This is a genomic window from Fusicatenibacter saccharivorans (assembly GCF_015557635.1).
In the GTDB taxonomy this organism is placed as follows: domain Bacteria; phylum Bacillota; class Clostridia; order Lachnospirales; family Lachnospiraceae; genus Fusicatenibacter; species Fusicatenibacter saccharivorans.
The window spans coordinates 78,156-99,467 of record NZ_JADNOP010000007.1; the positions used below are offsets into that span (position 1 = coordinate 78,156).

Consider the following 21,312-nt stretch of genomic DNA (forward strand, 5'->3'; position numbering starts at 1 on the left):
TGTTTTTGTCACAATGGCGATTTTTTTTAAAGTGTTACACTTCGCTTCTTCTGTCACTTTCTTTTTCCCTTCCGGATTTGTTAATATAATAACAAGTTCAGTAAAACCATTTATTCATTTTAGAAGGGAGTTTTTCAATCATGGCAAATCGTATTAATTTAAATGCAACCTCTTATCACGGAGCAGGCGCTATTGCCGAGATCGCAAATGAAGCAAAGGCACACGGCTTCAAGAAAGCTTTCGTATGCTCTGACCCGGATCTGATTAAATTCAACGTTACTTCCAAAGTAACCGATATTCTGACCGCAAACGGACTCGACTATGAGCTTTACAGCGATATCAAGCCAAACCCGACCATCGAAAACGTAAAACACGGCGTAGAAGCTTTCAAGGCATCCGGCGCTGACTATCTGATCGCCATCGGCGGCGGCTCTTCTATGGATACCTCCAAAGCCATCGGTATCATCATCGCAAACCCGGAGTTTGAGGATGTCAGAAGCCTTGAGGGCACCGCACCGACCAAAAATCCGTGTGTACCGATCATCGCCGTTCCGACTACAGCCGGTACTGCTGCAGAGGTTACCATCAACTACGTTATCACCGACGTAGAAAGAAAACGTAAATTCGTATGCGTTGACCCGCATGATATGCCGATCATCGCAGTTGTTGACCCGGATATGATGTCCTCCATGCCGAAAGGCCTGACCGCTTCCACCGGTATGGACGCTCTGACTCACGCAATCGAAGGCTACACCACAAAAGCTGCATGGGAAATGACTGACATGTTCCATCTCAAAGCCATCGAACTCATCTCCAAATCTCTGCGCGGTGCTGTCGCAAACACCAAAGAGGGACGCGAAGGAATGGCTCTTGGCCAGTACATCGCAGGTATGGGCTTCTCCAACGTAGGTCTTGGAATCGCTCACTCCATGGCACACACCCTTGGTGCTGTTTATGATACCCCACACGGTGTTGCATGTGCCATGATGCTTCCGATCGTTATGGAATACAACCAGGAGTGCACCGGTGAGAAATACCGTGAAATCGCACGTGCCATGGGCGTTGCAGGTGTAGACGAAATGTCTCAGGAAGAGTACAGAAAAGCAGCGATTGATGCTGTTAAGAAGCTGTCCGCAGACGTTGGAATCCCATCTGTTCTCGAGGCAGTCAAAGAAGAAGATCTGCAGTTCCTTGCAGATTCCGCACACGCAGATGCCTGCGCACCGGGCAATCCGAAGGATGCAAGCGTAGAAGATCTGAAGGATCTGTTCCGCAAAATCATGGCGTAACGAACACAATTCGTTTCCCACATGCGAAGCGGATATTCGCAATCCGCTTCGCTACTTGCTCATAACCAAATAACTGCTCCGCAGTTTATCAGAAGGAGCTTGCACTCCTCCTGATACAAGCAAGTTCCCACCCACTGCTTATTGCTTTTCGCAATGGAAGCAGGGGACTTACTTGATTCGGTTAAATCACCCCGGAAAACAGAAGTTTTCATCCTGTTTTCCGGGGTGATTTTTCTTTTTATTCTACTGTATTTCCGTCTGCATCCACAGTCACGGTATTGACTGTTGCATTGTCGAGAACCATATTGATCATGCGCTCCATCATGATGTTGCGCACTACCGTATCTTCCCCGTAATAGTCATTGGCTGCCTTCAGGAAATCTTCCTGCGACATATTGGCATTGGCTGCCTCATCGTTTAAGATCTGCTGGTAATCCTGGTCATCTGTTGTCCAGCCTTCTGCCTCTTTTACGGCATCCAGAAGGAGGGCACTTTTTGCCATCGTTCCTGCATACGTTGCTTTCTCCTGATTGTAGGTCGCTCTGTCCGCATACTGCTCCAGATAGTCGTCCAAGGAAATGCCGTAATTCTGAAGATAAGCGGTATACCGTTTATCGTAATCTTCTTCGCCAAGGGTGATATAGGATTTCGGAATTTTGTGAAACGTACAGCCGTCTGCCACCTGCTGCATCGCGTCATTCTGCAGATTATTTTCCGCTGTCGTCTCATTTGCAGCCTCCAGCTCTGCGCGTTTTCCGGCACGGTATTCCTCCACAGTACTGTAATCTGTATTCTCTGCTACCCATGCATCGTCGAGTTCCCATCCGTCAATGTTTTCTGCCGGGCGGGTAAACGCATTTACCGTAACGGTAAACACAACATCTTTTCCTGCCAGATCGGTACTCTGATAGCTGTCAGGGAATTTCAGGTTCAGATCCTTTGTCTCCCCTGTTTTCATTCCAATGACACCATCCTCAAATCCATCGATGAAGGTACCGGATCCGATCACCAGATTGTAGGAATCACTGCTTCCGCCGTCAAACTCCTTGCCGTCAACTTTTCCAACATAGGCAATATCGGCGGTGTCGCCTTTTTGTACGGTGGCGTCCGGATCGTCCATGGTGACAGCTGTCTCTGCCATAATTGCCGTCTGTACGTCATCATCCGTTACCTGCTCTACTTTCTTTTCCAGTGTCAGCTTTTTGTAATCTCCAAGCGTTACACACTCTGCCGGATCAACTTCCTCATCGACAACCGGAATCCCGTCTACATCACTCGGGGAAGCGTATTCCTCAGAAGCTGTGCTGTCGGACGATGTGCTGCCTGCGCTCGACGCATCGGATGCTGAGGAAGCGCTTGTGCTGCTTGCGCTTGATACGGAACTGCTGCTTGTTGTATTGTTTTTTCCACATCCGCTCACACTGGCTGCTCCCAGTGTCATGAGCAGAAGCATGACTGCTGCTTTTCTTTTCATTCTTGAATTTTCCTCCATACTACGCCGTTCCCGGCGCGTTGTAAATCTCATTTTACCATACTTGTCTGGTAAAAAAAAGGCTGGGGCTCCGATTTTAGAAATTCTTATGATTTTCAACCGTAAAATCGCCTGGATTGCGCTAAAATGTGTTTGCGTTTTGCCGAAATCAATGTTAGAATGTTCATAGACTGGCATTGTATGTTCCGATGCCCACATTATTTTTTTGCAGAGGAGGAATAGAGGGATGAAACCCTGGATTATCGTATTAATCGTATTAGCTGTCATCGCTGTCATCCTTGGTCTGCTGTATTACTTCGGTAAAAAAGCACAGACAAAACAGGCCGCACAGCAGGAACAAATGGAGGCCATGAAACAGACTGTCTCCATGTTGATCATAGATAAGAAAAAGCTTCGCATGAAAGATTCCGGACTCCCACAGATGGTCATCGACCAGACACCGAAAATGATGCGTCGCGCAAAACTGCCGATCGTCAAAGCAAAAGTCGGTCCGAGAATCATGACCCTGATCTGCGACGCTGCTATCTTCGATCAGATCCCGGTGAAAAAAGAAGTCAAGGCTACCGTAAGCGGTATCTACATCACCGGAGTTCGCGGCATCCGCGGTTCGTTAGAGCAGCCGGCAAAGAAAAACGGCTTCTGGCAGAAAATGCTCCGCAAGGCACGCGGCGAGGAGAAATAAAATTTCATCTGAAACAAAAAGAAACACGCTTTGCGTGTTTCTTTTTGCTTTCGCGGCAGTCGCCAAGGTCTCGTGCAAGCCCGGACTTTGGCTCGTTGCTCGCGAAAATACCCGAGTTGAATGATTTTCATTCTTCCCGGGTATTTTTTTATAAATTCAGTTTTCCGCCTTCCCGCGGTCTTACCTCGATATCGATTACGCAGTCCCCCACGTAGCTGTCGTTGATGTCGAGCGCGTATTCTGCCTTCAGTAAAATCTGATCCGGCGTCTCTTTCATTCTGACCTTCGTCGCCGCAACTCCCATGTTGATCATGCCATATGGCGTATGATAAAACGAAATGTTCTTTTTATCTTCCTCAAAAATCATATGGACATCAATGAGGCCGCGCTTGCGCACCTCGAGGGCGTTTTCCGTAAATTTGATCATGTTGTGCGTCATCATGTCAAAGCCTTCGGTTGCCTCGTCGTAGATCAGAAAGTGATGGCCGTTTTTCTTGTAGTACGAACCCGTCGTCATAACCTCCACCGGTTCTTGTTCGCCGGATTCCTCATCCATCAGATACTGCAGTCCGCGGATGCTGATGAGTACGTCTTTTTCCATCCTTTTCTGATGTTCCTCTCTCTTTTCTGTATGTCGTTTTTAATAGTTTTCAATCTGTACCTGTTTCGTATCGCTGATCTGCTCCGGCAGAACGGAATGTGCGAAGGCATTGAACCGCTCCACGCCGTCGCTTGCGAAGAACTGGTATTTCTGACGGCCCAGCTCATCGTTTCCCGGATTCTCCAGCTCCAGCTCCCGCAGCAGTCTGCACAGTGCCTGTGAGGTTTCGTATGCCGGGTTGACGAGTGTTACTTTTTCTCCGACTACTTTCCGCAGCAGAGAACGCAGCAGCGGATAGTGGGTGCATCCCATAATCAGCGTGTCGATGTCTTTATCCAGAATCTCTGCCAGATAGCGGCGCGCCACTTCCTCGGTGATCGGATCTTTTGTCCAGCCCTCTTCCACGAGCGGCACGAACAGCGGACACGGTTTTCCGTAAACGGTGATCGCCGGATCTGCCTCGGTAATAAGCTGCTGGTAGAGGCCGCTCTGAATAGTGCTCTCGGTTGCGATGACGCCGACGCGCTTGTTCTGCGTCGTCTCGACGGCCATCTGTGCGCCCGGTTTTACCACGCCGATGATCGGGAGATCAATCTCTTTTTCGATCGTATCGAGTGCCAGCGCACTTGCGGTGTTGCAGGCGATGACGATTGCCTTGACCTGCTGGGTTTCCAGAAAGTGTACGATCTGGCGGGAATAACGGATGACGGTGTTCTTCGATTTGGAACCGTACGGCACACGCGCAGTATCTCCAAAATATACGATTCGTTCGTCGGGCAGGTTTCGCATAATCTCACGCACTACGGTCAGTCCGCCGACACCGGAATCAAAGACGCCAATCGGCGCCTGTCTGTCTGCTTTCATACTTTCCTCCATTTTTCATCCGGCATTACTTTTTTGTCATGCCGAATGGGGTTCATTTCTATATTATATATCTGAATTTTTACATTTCTTTTTTCATTTCACGACCCTGGTTAAAATAGGTCGCTGATACATTATTTTAACCCGAATGGAGGAATATTGCAATCATTTCTCTTGAAAGTCTTTCGAAAAATCCGCTTAACGCCAGAAAAACCGGAACGAAATCCGGTCACTTTTCAGGATTTCGCGGTAGGCGGCGTCACTCAACAGATTCTGCAGCGGAATCCGGCTTTTTTCGACTTTTTCTGCACTTTCGCCGTCCTCGTTTACGGGGCGCAGGGCATCCGAAAAGCAGATGGACGGATACAGCATGCACCACCAGTTATGCCCTTTGGCTCTGCCGATGTTGATCTGAAGAGCGTCGTACGTTCCGGCGGGGAGAATATAATTGCCCGTTTCTTTTTCCTCAAAACTGGCTTTTCCGTACGTTACGGTGATATCGTCAGTACTGCCTCCTGCGCGCAGCGTCTGAAGGGCGGCGGCACGGATGGAGGGCTCGTTTTCACGCAGGATTTCTTCGGTTTCTGCTTTTGTTTCGGCTCCGTGCAGGATCGTCTGCAGTTCTTCGGCAACGGCATCGCGTACCTGAAGCTTGATCTGCTGGTCGGAGGCGCAGTCGCTGTTGGCTCTTACGTGAAAGCGCACGATCTTTGCAGCGACTTCCTGCTGCAGACGGGACTCGCGGAGAAGATTGGCGGTTCCGGAAAGGATCAGCGCCGCAATGCAGACGGGGAGCCAGCGGCGGCAGAAAATTTGAAATGCCGCCTGGAATTGACTTCTATGCTGGTTCCCAAATGTATTTCGGGGCTGCGCCTGCCTGTCCCTGGATTTCTTCTGTGTCTGATTTTGATTCCGTTTCCGGCTCTGTACTTTTTTCTCATTCATATGCTGCCTCCTGTTTTTTTCCAGTTTTGCCGGATTTCAAAACTTTTATACACAGACACTCACTGCCCGCTCCGATATTCCATACACTTTAAACCTTTTACGGCGCTTTCGGAATCCACAGAATGCTCCTTTCGTTTTCCCACGCATAGCACAAGTCCGCCAGTGTCACCGCCTCTTTTCTTTTCACCCGGTTGTCATAAATTCCGCACAGGTACTCACCGACGGACTCCACCTGTTTTCCGTTCTGCTCCATGATATCTTCTGGTTTTTCTGCGTGAAACAGATAGGCACTGTGCCCAAGCGCACGGTCCTGTTCCAGGTACTTCAACAGTTCTTCCATCCGTCCCCGGTCACTGAGCAGTGCATCGGAAAATACAATCGCCTGGACGTGTCCGGTGTCGAGATCATATTCCTCTGTGCTGTCATATTGCTGCGCAATCTCCTCAAACGTCTCCGCTTCAAAGAACAGCGATGCGGGGTCCTCGTCGGTTCCCTCCTCCTGCTCATCCTTTCCCTGGCCGGTCACCACCGCAAGATTCGCAGGCGCATACCAGACGCGCCATTTACCGCCAGCCGTCTCCTTTTCTCCGCCGCTCTCACTGACCGCCGTCCCGGTTTCTTCCCCAGTTTCACTGTTTTCCGGCGCAGTCGCCTCTTCCGACATATAATCAAAGGCAACCGCCAGTGGATACAACCGCTTTTCCGGCTCTACTGCCCCGCAGGATGACAGGAAAATCATACTGCCCAGCGCCAGACACACAAGCCGCAGTTTTTTCATATGCTTCTGGCAGAAGCCGAGCAGCACCGTGATGGCAAGGAAAAACGGAAAGTAACCGTATCGGACCGACCAGCCGCTTTCCGCGCATGACAGCAGCCATATAAAAAGCACTGTACCGATCCGTACATAGAGATTCTGCGGTTTCCACAGTCCCGTCTTCTCTCCGATCAGCGATACGTAAAACAGCAGACTTCCCAGTGTGAACAGCAGTCCCATCAAAAGAAATGCCATCCACAGAATATCAAACCGCTCCAGAAATCCACCCGGCAGGCTCGTTCCTGCCATTAACAGTAAGAGCGGGTCCTGCGCCGCAGCCGTGCCGCGCCGGCCGAAAACGCCGAGCAGCGCCATGCTTCCTGCAATTACAAGAAGCCCCGTTTTCCAGATACTCTGCGTCACCGGAAGAATGACACTCCTGTGCTCTTTCTGCACATGCCCCAGTAAAAACGGCAGCAGCGCAATCGGTGTTCCATTTTCCAGTGTTCTCCACACATTCCACCCAAAAAGTATTCCGTTATCCACAATTTCAACAGACTTTGCTGTCTCCCAGGCATCCTCAAACGAGGAAAAATGCATCTGCGGAACCGTCAGCAGAAGCAGAATCAAAATCCCGCCCACAATCCACGGATAGAGTGCTTCCGCCAGCCGTCCTCTTTTCTGTACTTCACTGCCGACACCAAACCCGGCTGCCGCGAGCAGAAACAGTCCGCAGAGCTCCTGCGGTACACCCGCTGTCAGATACGCGGCGGCAAGCTCCGCCATTCTGCGAAGCAGTGTTCCGCCGAGGAAAAGCAGATAACACAGATACATCACTGCCAGAAGGAGTTTCCCAGCCTTTCCCATCACGCTTTCCAGGCGGCAGTAAAGCCCGCCAAGGCGCACGAGATAAATGCACCACACCGCCAGCAGCCCATATCCAACGAAAATCCCTGCCATACCGGGCAGGCCGTCCGATGCGCCGTACGCCGCGAGCTGCCAGAACGCCGGGCAGAGCAGAACGAGCACGATCTGGCGTTCCATCTGGCGCTGTGAAATTCTGTCATTTTCCGAAAACATGCGTCACTCTCCCCTTTCCTGTTTTTCTTCCGGCTCCGCAGCTTTTCTGTTTTTCCGCAGCCGCACTCTCTGATCGCGCTTTGTAAAGACCGGCCGCTCCCGCATCTGATGCAGCGGCGGCCGCCATACGGAATCCTTCGGCGCATGGTAGCCCGCAAGTCCTTTCCCGACAAACGGCATCAGATAGGGAATACCAAAACTCATAAGCCCGGCGAGATGACCTGCGAGAAGAAACGTGCCGAGCACCATGCCGAAAATGCCGAGCCATCCGCCGAGCAAAATGAAGCCGAATTTCAGCAGCCGGAACGGCGCACCGAACTCTTCGTTCGGAATCGCCAGCGAACAGAGCGCCGAAACCGCAACCACAACGACGGTCATCGGGCTCACCAGATTGGCGGAAACCGCTGCATCTCCGATGATCAGCCCGCCCACAATTCCGATCGTCCCGCCAAGCGGCCCCGGCATGCGCACACCGGCCTCGCGGATCAGTTCAAAAGCAAATTCCATCAGAAGAATTTCCAGAATGCCGGGGAACGGAACGCCTTTCCGCGCTTCGGCGAACGCCAGCAGGAGTTTGGTCGGAAGCACCTGCGTGTGAAAGCCCGTGACAGCCAGGTATCCGCCCGAAATCCACAGGGTGAGAAAGACCGCCGCATACCGCAGCAGCCGCTCAAATGAGACGATCAGAAAATGATGATACCGGTCCTCACTGACCTTTAAAAAGCTGTCAAATGATGCCGGGAAGAGAATCCCGACCGGGGAATTATCACATAAAAGCAGGATTCTTCCGTCCAGAATCTCCATCGCCGCGCGGTCCGGCCGTTCGGTCGTCTCAAAGCGCGGGAACGGCGATTTCCACTGCGGTTCGCAGAGCTGCTCGACCATGCCGCTGTCAAAAACGCCGTCCACTTCCCAGCCGGCAATCTGCTGTTTTACCTCTTCCAGAAATTTCGGATAAATCAGCTCTTTCTCATACACCAGAGCCAGAACCGTATCAGAACGCGCACCAAAATGTATCTCCTCCACTTTCAGATCGGTGGTCCGCAGACGCTTGCGGACGAGTGCCGTGTTGGTTTTGACGGAATCGGAAAAGCCCTCGTTTGAGCCGCGCAGCACTTTTTCGGACTCCGCTTTTTGCACTCCTAAATTGGGATAACCCTTCGATCCGATCTTGACTGCACGGTCATAATGATCCACAAAAAGAATTGCATTTCCCGCAAGCATGGAAGCGAACGCAGCTTCCATGGTATCAAATTCCAGTGCATCCGAAATTCCGAGCTGATTTTCCGAGAGAACCCCCGGGATATCTGCCTCGGGAACCTCCATCAGACGGTTCAACAGCTTCCCGATCACGGAATCCTTCAACATAACGCAGCTCACCGCCACTTCTACGTAGATCAGCAGCGCACCGGTTCCGCCCGTTTTGCCGAGTTTCATCGGGCGGATCTGAATATCATCGCAATTTTCACACCATGTACGGATCACGCTTTCATTTTCCGCCAGTGTGAGTGAAATCTGCGTCTTCTCTTTTTCCATGCCTGCGTCCCTCCTTCTCCTCCTTTTGAAAGCTTCCGAAAAACCATCTGGAGAAACATACTCTGCAAAATTCCATAAAAAAACATTCTGTCACGATTTTTTTACTCTGTAACAGAATGTTCCTTTTTCGAAATTTTATACGCTTTTATTTTTCTTCTACACCCGTCATGCTCTGGTGATGTACGGTCTGCATAATACTCTCCTGCTGTCGCTCGATATGCTCGCGGATCATCTTCTGTGCGCCTGCAAGATCCCGATTTTTCATACGTTCATAGAGGGCATCGTGCTCCTCGACCAGGGAACGTCGGGATTTTACATCCTTTAAATATTCAATCCGGTAACGGTACATTTGCTCCCGCAGATTGTTCAGCAGCTGAATCAGACGTTCGTTGTTCGTCGCCTGATAAATCACATCATGGAATGCCACATCTGCCTGTGCAAGCTTCTGCAGATCATCCGTCTCTGTTGTCTCCAGCATTTGTTCAAAGCTGCGCGATGCCTGATAAAGCTTCTGCAGTTCGCTCTCTGTAATCCGCTGACACGCCAGTTTTACCGCCAGCTCCTCGAGTCCGAGCCGCACCTCCAGTACGTCGTTCAGGTCTTTTTCCGTGATCTGTGCTACCTGCGCACCCTTCCGCGGCACCATGATCACAAGGCCGTCCAGTTCCAGCATACGGATCGCCTCGCGGATCGGGGTACGCGAAACGCCGAGCTGATTTGCCAGCCGGATCTCCATCAGCCGTTCACCCGGCTTTAACTCCCCGCGCAGAATCGCCTGGCGCAGCGTGCGGAACACGACATCGCGGAGCGGAAGGTACTGATAATCCTCCATCTGCAGGTCTAACTCATTTTTTGCCATACTTTGTACCTCCCGGTTTTGATACTGTAGTCAGGAATGTCTGTTTCGACAGTCCGCTTATTTTTAACTGATCACGGGCAAATTCTGCCTTATCCGGATCGTCGAAAATGCCGAATACGGTCGGGCCGCTGCCGCTCATCATCGCATTGACCGCACCGTTTTTCATCATCTGTGCCTTGATCTCATCGATCACCGGATACGCCGGACACGTCACGGATTCCAGCACATTTCCCATGCGGTCCGTGATGCCGTACAGGTCATGATTTCGGATCGCCTCTACCATGCCGTCGATATCCGGATGCTCCGTCACCTCGTCAAGATGCAGGTTTCCATAGACAAATTTCGTCGAAACATTGATGCCCGGTTTTCCGATCAGCACATAGCACATCGGTACGCCGGGAAGGGATGTCAGCTTTTCGCCGATTCCTTCTGCCAGCGCCGTACCGCGCATCACACAGTACGGAACATCCGCTCCGATCTGCACACCCCGCTCCATCAGCTGGCGTTTGGTCAGACCAAGCTGAAACATGCGGTTAATTCCTACCAGTGCTGCTGCCGCATCCGAGCTTCCGCCCGCCATGCCGGCCGCTACCGGGATAAATTTTGTCAGGTTCATATCAACGCCCTGACGGATATCAAATTCATCCATCAGAAGCTTGGCCGCTTTGTATACGAGATTTCCGTCATTACACGGAAGGAACGGCAGATTGGTTGTCAGCCTTATGCCAGGTTCTTTTCTCTCCTTTATTTCCAGCTGATCGTACATCTGGATCGTCTGCATTACCATGCGGACTTCATGGTAACCATCCTCTCTTTTTCCGGTCACATCAAGACCAAGATTTATTTTTGCAAGCGCACGCAGTTTCATCGTAGGCACCACCTTCGGCAATGTTTTTTGTATACATAGATATTAATGGATTTTTCTTCTATTTTCAAGCGTTATCTTCTGTTTTTGTACATAATTTTATACAATTCAGTTCAACAGACTTAGAAACGCAGGTGTAAGCAGTGGCTGCGTGAAACGAACAAGAACAAAATAAGAGTTTACGAACCTGTCGAAACTTGCTATAATTTTCATCAGATATCAGGGCAAAAGATCAAAAAGCCGGTGCAAGCTCGCTTGCAAGAGGATTTTTGATCTCTTGACCCCAACATTTTTGCCAGATGCCAGAGCATGTCTGAAAAGAACTTTTCGTAAGCTGCGAATCTCAGATTGCGGAAATGATTTTTCAGACATGCTCTAGCTTCTGCGAAGGAAAAGGAAGTAGCTTTTTATGAGTTCACAAAGATCTTATTCATTTTCCCGCCAGGTTCTAGTCAACGGAATCCGCGATGGCATTCCGATCGGGCTTGGCTATTTTGCGGTCTCGTTTTCGCTCGGCATTGCAGCGCGTAAGGCAGGTCTTAGTCCTTTTCAGGGCTTTCTCGCCAGTCTTTTCAACAATGCTTCCGCCGGAGAATACGCTGCCTTTACACTGATTGCCGCCAACGCAGGCTATCTGCAGGTCGCTATCATTACGCTCATCGCCAATGCGCGGTATCTTCTGATGAGCTGTGCGCTTGCCCAGCGCTTTTCGCCGGACACGCCGTTTTTCCACCGTTTTCTCATTGGTTACGATGTAACGGATGAACTGTTTGGCATCACAATCGCGCGCCCGGGCTGGCTGAATCCGTATTATACATACGGTGCCATTCTCGTCGCTGCTCCCGCGTGGTCGATCGGCACGGCTCTTGGCATTATTGCCGGAAATCTGCTGCCGCTGCGCGCTGTCAGTGCCTTAAGCGTGGCGCTGTACGGCATGTTCCTTGCAATCATCATTCCCCCGGCGCGAAAGAGCCGTGTGGTAGCGGGTCTTGTTGCCGTCAGCTTTTTCTTAAGCTTTATCTGCAGCTATCTCCCGGGCATCTCCACTCTCTCCGACGGAACCAGAACGATTCTGCTCACCGTTCTGATTTCCTGCGCCGGAGCTATCCTGTTCCCGGTAAAGACAGAGGAGGAAAATGCTGATGTACAATAATTATATCTATATCGCCGTCATGGCTCTGGTTTCCTACACAATCCGGATTCTGCCGCTGACGCTGATTCGGAAGCCGATTAAAAATCAGTTTATTCAGTCGTTTCTGTACTACGTTCCATACGTGACGCTGTCCGTCATGACCTTCCCGGCGATCGTTCATGCAACACAGAGCCCTGTTTCCGGCGCACTCGCGCTTGTCGTCGGCATCGCAGCCGCATGGTTCGGTGCAAACCTGTTTCAGGTTTCGGTGGCATGCTGTGCCGTGGTGTTTGTGATTGAATTGTTTTTGTAATAGAAATGAGCCGCCCTGTGGGAACAATCCTTTTCCCCGGGGCGGCCCGTTTTGTATGTATTACTTTTCTGTTTCTGTTTTTCTGAAATGATAAACGCTGACCGAAGCCGCCGGCAGTGCAATCTGGAAGGAGTCTTTTTCCCGTGCAGGTGCTTTTCCTTCTTTGCAGCGGACGCGGTTCGGATGTTTCGCATCATTGTAGTTCTGCGGATCTTGGGAGTACAGTGTTTTGGCCTCAACAAATTCCGGACACTGTTTGAATTTCAATTCGATTTTCTTTGATTCGCTGTAGCTTGTATTTACGAGGTTGACGTAGATATCATCATTTTTGATCGAAGCAAAGATGCAGACCTCAGGATCTTTGTTCTTTTCCTCAAAGCCAAGCGTATACGCACCCTGATGCACCTGATACATATCGAACACATCGTAGTTTGGTGTCAGAATACAATGCTCACCATCCGTCAGGAACAGGGAATTCAGGACATTGACAGACTGTGCCACACATGCCATGCGCACATCCCCGGTATTGCGGTGGAAGATGTCGAGCGTCAGTGCAGTTGTAACGGCATCGCGCATCGTACACTGCTGATACAGCGCCGGGCGCGCATTAAATGCACTGCTGTGCCAGTTGCCCCACTCACCGACAATCAGTTCACATTTTCTTGGCGCTGCCTGGAACGGGCCTTCCGGTTTTGGAAGCGCTTCAAGCCCGGCGTCGATCAGGCGGCGCTGTTCGTGGATGACACTTTCCAGTTCTTTGCATCCGTTGATGACATCATACCACTGTTTCTCATCAAATTTCTTCTCGGTCTGAAGCTGCTTCAGATTCCAGTTGTAAAAATGGAGATCGTAGCCATAGAGAGACGGCATCCGGTATTTTCCCATTTCCTTAAAGAAATCTTTTGTCCACGCAGCACGTTCTTTCGGCTTATTTCCATCCGGGCCGCTGGCGATGCATTTCATGGAAAATGTCTGATCGCCGCCTCCAAACGACGGACAGGAGGAACTGAATTTCCGGTATTCGTTCGCATACATCTGCGGCGTCATTTTTCCACCGCCGTCCCATACTTCATTTCCGATACCCCAGTATTCAATCCCAAACGGTTCTTCGTGGCCGTTTGTTTTTCGTTCCTGTGAAAGTGCCGTCGGCTCTTTGCGGTTGCAGTATTCCATCCACTCTCGCATCTCGGATGGAGATCCGGTCATCATATTGATATTAAACCATGGCTTCGCGCCGATCATCTCGCAGAATTCCATCATCTCGTGCGTACCGAACTGATTGGGATCCGTCTCGAAAGTACCGAAGTTTTCATTGTATGTAACCGGCCGCTGCTCCCGCGGACCTATGCCGTTCCGCCAGTGATATACATCCGCAAAACATCCGCCCGGCCAGCGGATCACCGGCGGGTGCAGCTTCTGAAATGCATCCACAAGGTCTTTTCGGATTCCATGATAATTCGGAATTTCCGAATCCTCTCCAACCCAGATTCCATCATAAATACAGGAGCCAAGAAACTCGATAAAGTGTCCCTGCAGTTCCGGGTAAATATATTTTTCTCCAGCTAATTTTCGAAACGTAATCTTCTGCATAAAAATCCTCCAAATGAAAGGGTGGTGTGTATTTTTGCTACTTTTCAGTATAGGACACTTTAAAGGAAAATACAATTTATTCTGAAAAGATCTCCGTAAAACTAGGATTTTCTGGTTTTACGGAGATCACAAATTTTTATGCTCTTTTTTTGCCTGCTCCCCTCGGCGGATTTACCCGTCGAAATTTTAGCGCCCGTTCTGGAGTCGTTTCCGGACAATCTTCATCAAATACAATAGGTTTTTCTTTTGCTGCTTTTAGTTCCCTTAATTCTTCTTCTGAAAAAGCGAGTTCTTTTATCAGGCTTTCTGTCATTTCTTTAGTATTTACCATAATAAAGCCCCCTTTCAAAATTGGTTGCATATCTTGCGGAGATTAATCTTGTCACATCTATTTCTGCCCCATTTTCATTTTTCCGTATTCTTTCCGTATACACTACAAACAAAACATCATCACTTTTTATATTTCCGATCATAATCTCTGTATTACGCTCTATTTGCGCTGTCCCTGCAGATAAATCACCTATGATATCATATCGATCTTCAACATTACTATTTTCCTCATCATAATATTCTATTCGATCATAATCAAAAAATACACGGGCAGCACTTTTAAATGAAATTCCATGTTTTTCTATATTAATTTTATTCTTTTTCTCATCATATTCGAAAATCATTCCACCAAGTGAAAATGTTACAGTTTTGCTATTCTCCAATGATTACCTCCGATTTCAGTATTTTACTGTTTTTATCGTATCATCTTTTCTTTTCTGCGTCAATGCATGATGTTAATTCACAAATTGCAATTCTCTACTTGACATCTGATATTATCAGTGATATATCAATAGTATAATCAGAAAGAAATGCAAGATTTACCAGTTGATAACGCATAAAAAACTATACAGGAGAATTTTCATGGATCAGAAATTATATGACAGTTATGTAAAGATTTTAAAAAACGAGCTTGTTCCGGCGCTTGGCTGTACAGAGCCGATTGCCATTGCATATGCGGCAGCAAAAGCACGCGAAGTACTCGGACAGATGCCGGAATCGATCGAGCTTTGCTGCAGTGGAAACATCATCAAAAACGTAAAGGGTGTTAAAGTTCCAAATTCCAACGGTCTGAAGGGCATTGATGTTGCGGCAACGCTTGGCGTCGTCGGAGGCTGTGCCGAACGTGAACTTGAAGTACTTGAAGATGTGACCGAGGCAGATATTGAAAAGACAAAAGAACTGGTACAGCAGGGATTCTGTACCTGTACTTTAAAAGAAGGCGTAGAGAATCTCTACATTGTTGCAAAAGTCATTGCCGGAGAGCACAGCGCGGAGGTAACGATTGTAAACCGTCATACCCTGATTTCACGCATCGTAAAAGATGGTGAGATACTTTATCAGATTGCGGCTCATGAGGATTCCCCTGAATACGTTGATAAAAGTGTGCTGAACGTCAAGGATATTCTTGAATTTGCCGATACTGTGAAGATCGAAGACATCAAAGAAATTCTTGACCGTCAGATCACCATGAACTCTGCCATTTCCGATGAAGGTCTCCGTCATCCATACGGTGCACAGGTTGGCCGCACGCTGCTGAATGAATACGGCAATGACGTAAAAATCCGCGCCCGCGCCCGTGCAGCGGCAGGCTCCGATGCGCGTATGAGCGGCTGCTCTCTTCCGGTCGTCATCAATTCCGGCAGCGGAAACCAGGGCATGACCGTTTCCCTTCCTGTCATTGAGTTTGCAAAAGAATGGAACGTTTCCCAGGAAAAACTGTACCGCGCACTCGTTGTCAGCAACCTGATTGCGGTTCATCAGAAAAAATATATTGGAAGTCTTTCCGCTTACTGCGGCGCCGTCAGCGCAGGCTGTGGAGCCGGTGCCGCCATTACCTATCTTTCTGGCGGAACTTATGAAGATGTCAGTCTGACGATCGTCAACACCATTGGAAACGTCGGCGGTATTGTCTGCGACGGCGCAAAATCCTCCTGTGCGGCGAAAATTGCATCCGCTGTTGACGCTGCTATTCTCGCCCACTACATGGGCCAGCATCACAGAAGTTTCCAGCCGGGCGAAGGTATCGTGCGGGAAGATGTCGAGGATACGATCAAGAGTATGGGATACATCGGAAGAGTCGGCATGAAAGATACCGATACGGAAATCCTGAATATTATGATCGACCGTGTGGATATTGACGAAGTGTGTAAATAACGAAAGTATTACGATAGACAGCCATCTGGACAAACTTGCACAGATGGCTGTTTTTATATTGCTCTTTCTGTCCATACAAAAACCCGCTGCGACGCCCTCTGTCGAACAAAATTTCCGATAAATTGTGACACACATCTTGTGGAAAGCTTTTTTCAAACAGGCTCTGATTTTGATTAGCAGTCCCTGTCACATCCCATAATTCAATTTCAGTTTCGCAAAAAAGTCTCTCAACGTCAGCTCCGCATTCGGATCATGGTAAACGCGAATTTTGCGGTTCTTTCCGGTGAAGTGATAGCTCATGTCCTCATAGCTGATTTCCGGCGCTTCTACCATTTCATAGAGGTCGGTACGCTGTACCTCTGCCAGCAGCAACCCAACTGTCGGAGAATCGCCGAGACCCCAGATTTCGCCGTGCGGCCATTCCTGGAACTGATAGAAGGTGTTGTTAAAGTCTACCATCTGCTGATACAGATAATTTCCAATTTCTCCACATGGCTGAACATTAAGCTGCAGCTCGGCAAGAGAAACTGTTACTTTCTTGTATACGGTAGACGGAACCTGCCATACCTTCATGCCGGATTTCATCACAACGTTTGCAGCTGCGATATCCTGGCGGAGGTTGAACTCTTCTCCCCCTTCCGGATACGGTGCTCCGCCGATCCAGATGGCGGTCATGCGGTCTGCGATTTCCGGTTTCATCAGAAGTGCGGAGGCAACGTCGGTCAGTGCTCCCTGGCAGGCGATGAACAGCGGATGCGGATCATCTTTCATGGCTTCTTCGGCGATCAGCTTTGCGCCATCCGACACGGCCGGAGTCTGCTCGTCTTTCATCGGAAATTCCGATCCTTTGCAGACCGGGCATACGCCCTGCCGATCCATCAGATCCAGCACTTTATTGACCTCGTCCATGCTCGCCTGTGCTGTGTGGCCATCGCCGTAATCGCGGGAGAACATGTTGAAGTGACACGGAACGATGCCTTTCAGAATAAACATCGGTGTCATCAGGTGATGTGCCAGTGCGAACTGGTCGTCCGCCTCATTTTTGCAGTCTGTGCTGACAATCATACGCACGCGTTTGTTGTCCGGCACGGAAAATGTGTAATTCATTTTTTTCATAGTAAATCCTTTCTGCTGTAAAAGCCAAAAACATACAAAGCAATCCGCCCGAAGACCGCACAGCTTTACGGTTTCCGGGCGGATTTGCCTTAGATCTAATTATACCTAATGTTGATCTTTCGTTAGTTTGCTTCTTTTGCTGCTGCAATCGTATCAAGGTTAGACTGCGGAGTTTCTGTAGCTCCTCCGTTTTCATCCAGCCATTTATCCAGCTGCTCCTGTTTTGCATCCATAACAGTCTGCAGTCCGGCTGCATACAGCGCATCATTCAGTTTCTGGAGTGTTTCTTCTACACCAGCAACTCCGACAGAGCCTGTCTCAAGTGCTGGACGATACGTATTCAGTGCATTCTGCAGAGCTGTGATCTGTGTAGAGTATTCAGAAGAATCCCACATAAATCCGTATGCCGGTGAATACTGTGCCCAGTCGTTATGGTGCTGCAGTTTATCCCAGTAATTTGCATCCTTGGAACCATCATTCCATACGTATGTGTTAAACTGATTGCCCATAAACCATCCTGTATTCTGATGATATTTAAAGTTAGAAGCATCTTCACCATCTACATAATAAGCAGTACCATCATCCAAAACTTTATAGTTTACATCCTGAATACCATTCTGCCACAGATTCATAACCTCCGGATCTGTATACAGCGCGGAGATAAACTTAAAGGCCATTTCCGGATCCGCACTGTTGGTTGCGATACCAGTATCATAAAAACTTACGTTTGTAGTTGAATATCCACCTTCTACATCCTGTCCAAAATACATTGCATAGCAGTCTGTTCCTGTAGATGCCTTTGCCTCAACAAGATAGCCCGGTTTAATTGCTGACATATAAGAGAACGTATTTCCGGCTTTCATCATAACTGCAGATCCCTGTGTATCCGTCAACGCATCCGGATAAATGTATCCTGCATCAAACCATTCCGCCAGCTGGGTTACTGCTTCTTTGTAAGTATCGGTTTCAAACTCGTTCACTACGGTTGTGGAGTCATGATCAGCCTCCCAGTCCAGAACACCGAATTGATCCGCTAACTCGTCGAAAAATGCAAGACGTCTCATCGGGCTTGCACTTCCCTGCAGATACAGAGGTGTCATTTCCGGATGTGCTTCTTTTACTTTCTTGAAAATTTCAGTTGCAACAGACCAGTCATACACTTTTCCAGTGTATTCATCCTGATTCAGCTCCAGTCCGTATTCCTCTGCGATACCAAGTTCATCACAGATATCTGCTCTCATGGTCAGACCACCAAGTTCAACCGATTCCTTCTGTGCCGGAAAACCGAACAGAATACCATTCATGGAACCTACCGTTGCATTTGCTTCACCAAGCACATCTTTAATAGCCTGTCCTTCCGGAGTATCCATATACTGGTTCATATCGACAATACCATTCATTGCAATCCAACTGGAAGCATTGCTGTAATAAATTGGCATAACATCCAGCTCATCACCACCGGAAATCATCAGCTGAATCGTCTGCTGATATTCTGCATACTGCAGTGGAAGAAATTCCACTTCAATATGGTATTTCGGAATCATATATTCATTCAATGCATCCTGTACTGCAGTACGTGCTGCGTCATCCTGCTCGTAGAACTCGACGAAGGCAAATACGAGATGATAAGGATTTTCTTCCGTATACTCACCAAGCTCTGTTTTTGTTACGGAAGCATCTGCCTCGCCAGATGCCGATGCTGTTGATGTTGTTCCAGAAGAGCTCTTGGATGAGCCGGAAGTGTCTCCACTGTTTCCGCAGCCGACAAGCAGGCCGCCCACCATTGTCGCTGCCAGAAAAGCAGCAAGCATTTTTCTTTTCATATAAAAATTCCTCCTTAAAATAAGTTTATCACGAAGCAGCCCTTTTCGCTGCTAATGATTCATTCCATCTGTATCAGCCTTTGACTGCACCAAGAGCGATACCTTTTGCATAATATTTCTGGAAAGATGGGAAAATCAGCATAATTGGCAGAATTGCTACAAATGCGATTGCCATCTGGATTCCCGTTGCCGGAATGGTCGATGCAGCTGCTGTCACATTCGAGTTGGAGCTCTGTGTCAGGAACTGAATATTCTGTACCATCTGGTTCAGAAGGTTCTGTACGTTGTACAGACCTGTATTCTTAACGATATAGTACAGACCATTGGTCCAGTCATTCCAGTAAGCAAGGCCTGCAAAGGTGCCCATTGTTACCAAGATCGGTTTTCCAAGCGGAAGTACGATTTTCCAGAAGATGGTAAACTGGCTTGCACCGTCAATCTCTGCCGCCTCGTATAATCCATCCGGAATGCTTGTGGTAAAATAAGTTCGAATCATCATAACATTCCATGCAGAAAGCAGGAAGTTTGGAAGCAGCTGTGCAAAAATCGTATCTTTGATATGGAAGGTACCTGTCCACATAATGTAAGATGGAACGATACCGCCGTTGAACAGCATGGTAAAGAACACGAAGAACATCATCACATTTCTGCCCGGAAGATTTTTTACTGACAAAGGATAGGCCATCAGAGCAGACAGAAGGACATTCAACAGAGTTCCGACTACCGTGACACCAATACTTACTCCATAGGCCTTCAAAATCTGACCTCCGGATTTGATGATGTAGGAATAGGACGCGAGGGAGAACTTCTTCGGAAAGAAGGAGTATCCATTCGCTACCAGTGTGTTTTCATCTGTAATAGAAGACATAAATAACAGAATAAACGGTAAGATAATGGCAAGCGTCCAGATAATCATGACAGCGTTTGCTAAAATCTGATATTTGGAAAATGGTTTTTCTTTCATACGTGATCTCCTTAGAACATTGCGTTTTCTTTGCTGACTTTACGTACGATTCCGTTTGCGGTAAGGACAATGATAAATCCGATGATGGACTGATAGAAGCCGGCTGCTGCAGACATTCCGACATTTCCGGATTTCATCAGGCCGCGGTATACGTAGGTATCAATAACATTGGTTGCCGAGTACAGAAGTCCTGAATCACGTGGTACCTGATAGAACAGACCGAAATCGGAATAGAAGATACGGCCGACACTCATCAATGTCAGGGTGATTACGGTTGGTTTCAGGAATGGAAGCGTAATGTTTTTGATCTGCTGCCATTTGGTTGCGCCATCCAGAGAAGCTGCCTCATACAGAGACGGATCAATGCCATTGATGGTAGATATGTAGATCAGACATCCATATCCTACACCCTTCCAGGTATTTACAAAAATCAGAATGAACGGCCAGTATTTCGGTTCTGCATACCAGTTCACAGCATCTTTTCCAAGTGCACTTAAAATCGAATTGTTTACAATACCTGTACTCTGACTTAAAAATGCATATACAATGTAGCCAAGAATAACAGCCGACATCAGATATGGAAACAAGATTGCACTCTGATAAATTTTCTTTAATTTTTTATTAAACGTATCGCAGATAAAGATTGCAAAAATAATTCCGACTACCGTGTTCAGAACAATAAACGCCTGATTGTAAAGTAACGTATTTCTTGTAATAGTCCATGCATCCGATGATGCAAACAGAAATTCAAAGTTCGCCAGTCCGCAGAACGGGCTCTTCCAGATTCCCAAACGGGCATTGTACTTCTTAAATGCTACGATAATGCCTGCCATCGGAATATAATTGTTAATGAGCAGATAGATCGCGCCTGGAAGGAACATCAGATACAGCGGAAGGTATCGTTTGAATTTTGCTGCTTTGCTGTGGCTGCTCCCGGATGATGCATGGGATTTTTTTAAAGATGCCATGTTTTTCCTCCTCGTTTCCTCTTTGTTTTCTCGTTTTTTTGTCGTTGCAAGTATGTTCGAACAAAATTGCTTTGACTATCAACTGTTGTTATTATATAATTTTAATAAACTTTTTAGCAATTCACATTGCTTAGGTTTTATTGCACTTTTCTTAGAATCTATGTGCAAATTATATATAATTACGGAGGCATCCTTCTTGAATTCATCAAAACATCGTACTTTTTCACTAAACTTCAA

The 21,312-nt window shown here is 48.1% G+C and carries 21 protein-coding genes; 6 read left to right on the forward strand and 15 right to left on the reverse strand.

Going from position 1 to position 21,312, the window contains the following annotated elements:
- Positions 1-140 precede the first annotated feature (140 nt).
- Complete coding sequence (gene fucO, locus I2G42_RS07605; RefSeq protein WP_022462806.1) at positions 141-1,289, forward strand: lactaldehyde reductase; 1,149 nt, start codon at positions 141-143, stop codon at positions 1,287-1,289.
- Positions 1,290-1,527: 238 nt separating this feature from the next.
- On the opposite strand, the gene tig is transcribed toward fucO, so the two are convergent.
- Complete coding sequence (gene tig, locus I2G42_RS07610; protein WP_173815456.1) at positions 1,528-2,763, reverse strand: trigger factor; 1,236 nt, start codon at positions 2,761-2,763, stop codon at positions 1,528-1,530.
- A gap of 244 nt (positions 2,764-3,007) precedes the next feature.
- On the opposite strand from tig, the gene I2G42_RS07615 reads away from it, so the two are divergent.
- Positions 3,008-3,463 (forward strand): hypothetical protein, encoded by a 456-nt coding sequence (locus I2G42_RS07615; protein WP_117510035.1) that lies wholly within the window; start codon positions 3,008-3,010, stop codon positions 3,461-3,463.
- Positions 3,464-3,611: 148 nt separating this feature from the next.
- Here I2G42_RS07615 and I2G42_RS07620 read toward each other — a convergent pair whose 3' ends face one another.
- The 7 genes from I2G42_RS07620 to ispE form a co-directional block, all read right to left on the reverse strand.
- Positions 3,612-4,064 carry a YwiB family protein gene (locus I2G42_RS07620; RefSeq protein ID WP_022462143.1) on the reverse strand — a complete coding sequence of 151 codons (453 nt, stop codon included), beginning with the start codon at positions 4,062-4,064 and terminating at the stop codon, positions 3,612-3,614.
- A 39-nt stretch (positions 4,065-4,103) separates the two neighbouring features.
- Positions 4,104-4,928 (reverse strand): glutamate racemase, encoded by an 825-nt coding sequence (murI, locus tag I2G42_RS07625; RefSeq protein WP_173815455.1) that lies wholly within the window; start codon positions 4,926-4,928, stop codon positions 4,104-4,106.
- 195 nt (positions 4,929-5,123) lie between these two features.
- Positions 5,124-5,870 carry a stage II sporulation protein R gene (spoIIR, locus tag I2G42_RS07630; protein ID WP_117510034.1) on the reverse strand — a complete coding sequence of 249 codons (747 nt, stop codon included), beginning with the start codon at positions 5,868-5,870 and terminating at the stop codon, positions 5,124-5,126.
- Positions 5,871-5,967: 97 nt separating this feature from the next.
- Positions 5,968-7,704, reverse strand: a complete 1,737-nt coding sequence (locus tag I2G42_RS07635) for a GerAB/ArcD/ProY family transporter (RefSeq protein ID WP_195530915.1) — start codon at positions 7,702-7,704, stop codon at positions 5,968-5,970.
- A gap of 3 nt (positions 7,705-7,707) precedes the next feature.
- Complete coding sequence (locus I2G42_RS07640; protein ID WP_195530916.1) at positions 7,708-9,240, reverse strand: spore germination protein; 1,533 nt, start codon at positions 9,238-9,240, stop codon at positions 7,708-7,710.
- 145 nt (positions 9,241-9,385) lie between these two features.
- Entirely contained in the window at positions 9,386-10,099 is a 714-nt protein-coding gene (locus I2G42_RS07645) for a GntR family transcriptional regulator (RefSeq protein WP_055221789.1), read from the reverse strand.
- Positions 10,086-10,967, reverse strand: a complete 882-nt coding sequence (ispE, locus tag I2G42_RS07650) for a 4-(cytidine 5'-diphospho)-2-C-methyl-D-erythritol kinase (protein WP_055221791.1) — start codon at positions 10,965-10,967, stop codon at positions 10,086-10,088. Before ispE ends, I2G42_RS07645 begins: the two co-directional genes overlap by 14 nt.
- Positions 10,968-11,373: 406 nt before the next feature.
- Between ispE and I2G42_RS07655 the strand changes: the two genes are divergently transcribed.
- The gene (locus I2G42_RS07655) at positions 11,374-12,117 is read left to right on the forward strand and encodes an AzlC family ABC transporter permease (RefSeq protein ID WP_022462149.1); all 744 of its coding nucleotides are present in this window, start codon (positions 11,374-11,376) and stop codon (positions 12,115-12,117) included.
- Positions 12,107-12,409 (forward strand): AzlD domain-containing protein, encoded by a 303-nt coding sequence (locus tag I2G42_RS07660; protein WP_022462150.1) that lies wholly within the window; start codon positions 12,107-12,109, stop codon positions 12,407-12,409. Before I2G42_RS07655 ends, I2G42_RS07660 begins: the two co-directional genes overlap by 11 nt.
- Positions 12,410-12,469: 60 nt before the next feature.
- Here the strand turns inward: I2G42_RS07660 and I2G42_RS07665 are convergent, their stop codons facing one another.
- The 3 genes from I2G42_RS07665 to I2G42_RS07675 form a co-directional block, all read right to left on the reverse strand.
- The gene (locus I2G42_RS07665) at positions 12,470-13,999 is read right to left on the reverse strand and encodes an alpha-N-arabinofuranosidase (RefSeq protein WP_055226228.1); all 1,530 of its coding nucleotides are present in this window, start codon (positions 13,997-13,999) and stop codon (positions 12,470-12,472) included.
- A 136-nt stretch (positions 14,000-14,135) separates the two neighbouring features.
- Complete coding sequence (locus I2G42_RS07670) at positions 14,136-14,330, reverse strand: hypothetical protein (protein ID WP_055226225.1); 195 nt, start codon at positions 14,328-14,330, stop codon at positions 14,136-14,138.
- On the reverse strand, positions 14,317-14,712 hold the full coding sequence (locus I2G42_RS07675; protein ID WP_330377069.1) for a BrnT family toxin: 396 nt from the start codon (positions 14,710-14,712) through the stop codon (positions 14,317-14,319). The genes I2G42_RS07670 and I2G42_RS07675 overlap by 14 nt, the downstream gene beginning before the upstream one ends.
- Before the next feature lie 199 nt (positions 14,713-14,911).
- On the opposite strand from I2G42_RS07675, the gene I2G42_RS07680 reads away from it, so the two are divergent.
- Both I2G42_RS07680 and I2G42_RS16975 read left to right on the forward strand, forming a co-directional pair.
- Positions 14,912-16,204, forward strand: coding sequence for an L-cysteine desulfidase family protein (locus I2G42_RS07680; protein ID WP_055226223.1), 1,293 nt, complete (start codon positions 14,912-14,914; stop codon positions 16,202-16,204).
- Positions 16,205-16,261: 57 nt separating this feature from the next.
- Positions 16,262-16,381 (forward strand): DUF6783 domain-containing protein, encoded by a 120-nt coding sequence (locus I2G42_RS16975; RefSeq protein WP_368250375.1) that lies wholly within the window; start codon positions 16,262-16,264, stop codon positions 16,379-16,381.
- Positions 16,382-16,390: 9 nt separating this feature from the next.
- Here I2G42_RS16975 and I2G42_RS07685 read toward each other — a convergent pair whose 3' ends face one another.
- From I2G42_RS07685 to I2G42_RS07700, 4 genes are all read right to left on the reverse strand, one after another.
- Positions 16,391-17,320 (reverse strand): nucleoside hydrolase, encoded by a 930-nt coding sequence (locus tag I2G42_RS07685; RefSeq protein ID WP_070103170.1) that lies wholly within the window; start codon positions 17,318-17,320, stop codon positions 16,391-16,393.
- Between the two features lie 122 nt (positions 17,321-17,442).
- A complete protein-coding gene (locus tag I2G42_RS07690) occupies positions 17,443-19,143 on the reverse strand; it encodes an ABC transporter substrate-binding protein (protein WP_055226221.1) in 1,701 nt (566 codons plus the stop codon).
- 73 nt (positions 19,144-19,216) lie between these two features.
- The gene (locus I2G42_RS07695) at positions 19,217-20,107 is read right to left on the reverse strand and encodes a carbohydrate ABC transporter permease (protein WP_055226220.1); all 891 of its coding nucleotides are present in this window, start codon (positions 20,105-20,107) and stop codon (positions 19,217-19,219) included.
- A gap of 11 nt (positions 20,108-20,118) precedes the next feature.
- Positions 20,119-21,075, reverse strand: coding sequence for an ABC transporter permease (locus I2G42_RS07700; protein WP_195530917.1), 957 nt, complete (start codon positions 21,073-21,075; stop codon positions 20,119-20,121).
- Positions 21,076-21,312: the final 237 nt, after the last annotated feature.